Origin of the sequence: Streptomyces sp. NPDC057939 (genome assembly GCF_042887545.1) — a bacterium.
GTDB lineage: Bacteria > Actinomycetota > Actinomycetes > Streptomycetales > Streptomycetaceae > Streptomyces.
In genome coordinates this window covers 40,737-44,579 of record NZ_JBHVPG010000017.1, presented here as the reverse complement: position 1 = coordinate 44,579, position 3,843 = coordinate 40,737, and the positions used below count along the sequence as shown (strand labels likewise).

At 70.8% G+C, this 3,843-nt stretch carries 4 protein-coding genes; all 4 read left to right on the top strand.

Translation table 11 applies throughout. The features are described from left to right. Positions 1 to 332: 332 nt before the first annotated feature. A complete protein-coding gene (locus ACFVS6_RS20030) occupies positions 333 to 1,001 on the top strand; it encodes a DUF4097 family beta strand repeat-containing protein (RefSeq protein ID WP_389705444.1) in 669 nt (222 codons plus the stop codon). A gap of 86 nt (positions 1,002 to 1,087) precedes the next feature. Then, entirely contained in the window at positions 1,088 to 2,086 is a 999-nt protein-coding gene (locus ACFVS6_RS20025; RefSeq protein WP_389705443.1) for an ATP-binding cassette domain-containing protein, read from the top strand. Next, positions 2,083 to 2,871, top strand: a complete 789-nt coding sequence (locus ACFVS6_RS20020; protein ID WP_389705442.1) for an ABC transporter permease — start codon at positions 2,083 to 2,085, stop codon at positions 2,869 to 2,871. The genes ACFVS6_RS20025 and ACFVS6_RS20020 overlap by 4 nt, the downstream gene beginning before the upstream one ends. Positions 2,872 to 3,123: 252 nt before the next feature. After that, on the top strand, positions 3,124 to 3,726 hold the full coding sequence (locus ACFVS6_RS20015; RefSeq protein ID WP_389705441.1) for a hypothetical protein: 603 nt from the start codon (positions 3,124 to 3,126) through the stop codon (positions 3,724 to 3,726). Positions 3,727 to 3,843: the final 117 nt, after the last annotated feature.

Genomic DNA, 3,843 nt, shown 5'->3' with positions numbered 1-3,843 from the left:
GTTATGCCCCCCACATGTGGGTGGTTGTCTACCCCCCGGGGTGCGCCCTACCCCGGTGGCGCCGGGGCCGGCCCCCCCCCCGGTGGGGTTGGGCCCGCCGGCGGCGCGCCGCCGTGCCCCGCCACCGTGCCCCACCGATCGGATCTGAGCCTTCACTCCAACTCAATGCAACGGTTGGCATCGATGTGTTGCGTTGCTTCGATCAACCATTGCAACAATTAACAGCCTTTGAGCTGCATGAACGTGATTCAGATGCAACGAACTAGTTGCCGAGTTCATGAAGGCAACGTAGCTTTTCGTTCATCAGAAACGACAAGGCGAAGGAAGCCATCATGCAGAAGTTCCTCACCCCCACCACCGTCTCCGCCGTCCTCGACATCCCCGCCGGACGCATCCGGCTCGTCGCCGCCGACCGCGCCGACACCACGGTCGAGGTCCTGCCCGCGGACGACTCCAGGAGCCGGGACGTCGACGCCGCGAAGCAGATCACGGTCGAGTACGGGGACGGCGTCCTGCGGATCGCGGCCCCGGCCCCGAAGAGCCGGATCCGCGGCAACTCCGGCTCCGTCGACGTGGTCGTCCACCTGCCGGCCGGCTCCCGCGTCGAGGCCAAGGCGGCCGCCGCCGAGTTCCGGGGCGTCGGACGGCTCGGCGACGTCACCTTCGAGGGCGCCCAGGGCTCCATCGAGCTCGACGAGGCCGCGAGCGCCCGCCTCAGCCTCCTCGCCGGGGACATCACGGTCGGCCGACTGGGCGGCCCCGCCGACATCCGCACGCAGAAGGGCGACGTCCAGGTCGCCGAGGCGGCGAGCGGCACGGTCGCGCTGCGCACCGAGGCCGGCGACCTGTCGATCGCCGCCGCCCCCGGAGTCTCCGCCTCCATGGACGCCGGCACCGCCCACGGCCGGATCAGCAACGCCCTCAGGAACACGGACGGCACCGCCGAGCTGACCATCCGCGCGACGACCTCGTACGGCGACATCACCGCCCGCAGCCTCTGACGAGCCCCCGAAGCCCCGCCCGGAAGTCCCCGCTCCCGATCCCCCGAAGCCCCGATCCTCCGAAGCCCCCAAGGAGCAGCACCCTCATGACGAACCTGGCCATCGCGGCGCGCGGGTTGCGCAAGTCCTACGGCGACAGGACGGTGCTCGACGGCATCGACCTGGCGGTCCCGGCCGGCACGGTCTTCTCCCTCCTCGGCCCGAACGGCGCCGGCAAGACCACCGCCGTCAAGATCCTCTCCACCCTCATCACCGCCGACGCCGGCGCCCTGCACGTCGCCGGCCACGACCTGGCCGGCGATCCCCGAGCGGTACGCGCCGCGATCGGTGTCACCGGCCAGTTCTCCGCCGTCGACGGCCTGATCACCGGCGAGGAGAACATGCTCCTCATGGCCGACCTGCACCACCTCCCCAAGAAGGAGGGCCGCGGCACCGTCACCGAACTGCTGGAACGCTTCGACCTCACCGAAGCGGCCGGCAAACCCGCCTCCACCTACTCCGGCGGCATGAAGCGCCGCCTCGACATCGCCATGACCCTGGTCGGCAGCCCGCGGATCATCTTCCTCGACGAGCCGACCACCGGCCTCGACCCGCGCTCCCGCCATAACATGTGGCAGATCATCCGCGAACTGGTCACGGGCGGCGTCACCGTCTTCCTCACCACCCAGTACCTGGAGGAGGCCGACCAACTCGCCGACCGCATCGCGGTCCTGAACAACGGCCGGATCGCCGCCGAGGGCACCGCCGCCGAACTCAAGCGCCTCATCCCCGGCGGCCACGTCCGCCTCCGCTTCACCGACCCGGCCACCTACCGGTCCGCCGCCGCCACCCTCCACACCGCCGCCCGCGACGACGAGTCCCTCTCGCTCCGGATCCCGAGCGACGGCAGCCAGCGCGACCTGCGCGGCATCCTCGACCGGCTCGACACGGCCGGCGTCGAGGCCGACGAACTCACCGTCCACACCCCCGACCTCGACGACGTCTTCTTCGCCCTCACCGGCAACACCACCGTCCCCGCCCAGCACACCCCGAGCGCCGGCGCCGTGCCCGCCGGGCCGAACCAGCCCGAGGAGAACGTCCGATGAGCACCCTCTCCCTCGCCGTGCGCGACTCCGCCACCATGCTGCGCCGCAACCTCCTGCACGCGCGCCGCTACCCCTCCCTCACCCTGAACCTGCTGCTCACGCCGGTGATGCTGCTCCTGCTCTTCGTCTACGTCTTCGGCGGCGTGATGAGCGCCGGCCTCGGCGGCGGCGCCGACCGCTCCGCCTACATCGCCTACGTCGTCCCCGGCATCCTGCTCATGACCATCGGCTCCACCGTCATCGGCGCCGCGGTGTCCGTCTCCACCGACATGTCCGAGGGCATCATCGCCCGCTTCCGCACCATGAACATCCACCGAGGATCCGTCCTCATCGGGCACGTCATCGGCAGCGTCCTGCAATCCGTCGCCAGCGTCGTCCTCGTCGGCATCGTCGCCGTGGCCATTGGCTTCCGCTCCACCGACGCCACGGTCCTGGAATGGTTCGCCGCCTTCGGACTGATCGTGCTGTTCGCCCTGGCCCTCACCTGGATCGCCGTCGGCATGGGCACGGTCAGCCCGAACGCCGAGGCGGCGAGCAACAGCGCCATGCCCCTGATCCTCCTGCCGCTCATATCCAGCGCCTTCACCCCGATCGACGCGATGCCGGGCTGGTTCCAACCGATCGCCCAGTACCAGCCCTTCACCCCGGCCATCGAAACCCTGCGCGGCCTCCTCCTCGGCACCGGGATCGGCCACAACGGATGGCTCGCCCTCGCCTGGTCCGTCGCCCTGGCCGCCCTCGGCTACCGCTGGTCCACCGCCTCCTTCAAGCGCGACCCGAAGTAACCGCGGTGACAGCGCGGGCCACCGGCCCCGCCGACTCCGCCCCAGGGGCGGCGTACCCCGACCCCGTCGGAGCACGCCGCCCCTTTCGCGTCCGGCCCGGCCACCGGCCACAACCCCACGAGGCCCGGCCGCCCAGAGGTACGGAAGCCCTCGCTCCGCACCCGCCGCCGGTTCCCACCCCGGGGACGGACGGGACGGGCCCGGGTGATTGGGTGGGGTCTCCAAGCCAGTCGGACGTGAATGGAGTTCAAAGTGAAGAGCCTTGTGCGGGGCACCGTGTGTGCGGTGGCGTTGACGACGCTGCTGACCGCCTGTGGTGGTGACACGGAGGACGCGGCCAAGGTCGGACTCGACGGCGTGGGCAAGAAGGAAGAGTCGACCGGAGCCCAGAAGCTGCGCTCGGCGATGCCGACCAACAAGAGCGTCAGCAACGGCCTCGTCACCTTCGGCGGCGAGGACGCGGTGGTGCTGGAGGGCGATCAGGCACGCCGGCCGTGCGAGGAGGGCACCGGTACCCCGTGCAACGGGCTGCTGGGCGTGGGCCGCAAGCTGGCCGTGGCCAAGGACGCGACCGACCGGCAGATCGAGTTCACCCTCTACTCGTTCGAGGCCCAGGAGGCCGCGAAGGCGGCGTCGACCGAGCTGGGGAACAGGACCTTCGCGCGCAAGGACTCCACCAAGGACCTGCCGCTGGACACCGGCGCGGACGAGACGGAGGTGTTCAACATCCGTGGTGGCCGGGCCGACGTCATCCTGCGTGTCGGCAACGTGGTCGCCTACGTCAGCGCGGCCATGAAGGAGGACCTGGCGAACGCGGCCAAGGTCCAGGTCGACCTGATCAAGAAAGCCGCCTGACGTTCCTGGAGGAGTCGTGGCCGCGCCCGCGCGCGCCGCAGCCGGGACCGCCCCAAGTGGGCCCGGGGCCGCGGAAAGGTGTAAGCGGTGCGCCGTGGAACCACGAGGGGGGACCGG

Bases quoted from the DNA above. Each gene is read 5' to 3' on its own strand.
- ACFVS6_RS20025 (WP_389705443.1), top strand. From the start codon at position 1,088: ATGACGAACCTGGCCATCGCGGCGCGCGGGTTGCGCAAGTCCTACGGC.
- ACFVS6_RS20030 (WP_389705444.1), top strand. From the start codon at position 333: ATGCAGAAGTTCCTCACCCCCACCACCGTCTCCGCCGTCCTCGACATC.
- ACFVS6_RS20020 (WP_389705442.1), top strand. From the start codon at position 2,083: ATGAGCACCCTCTCCCTCGCCGTGCGCGACTCCGCCACCATGCTGCGC.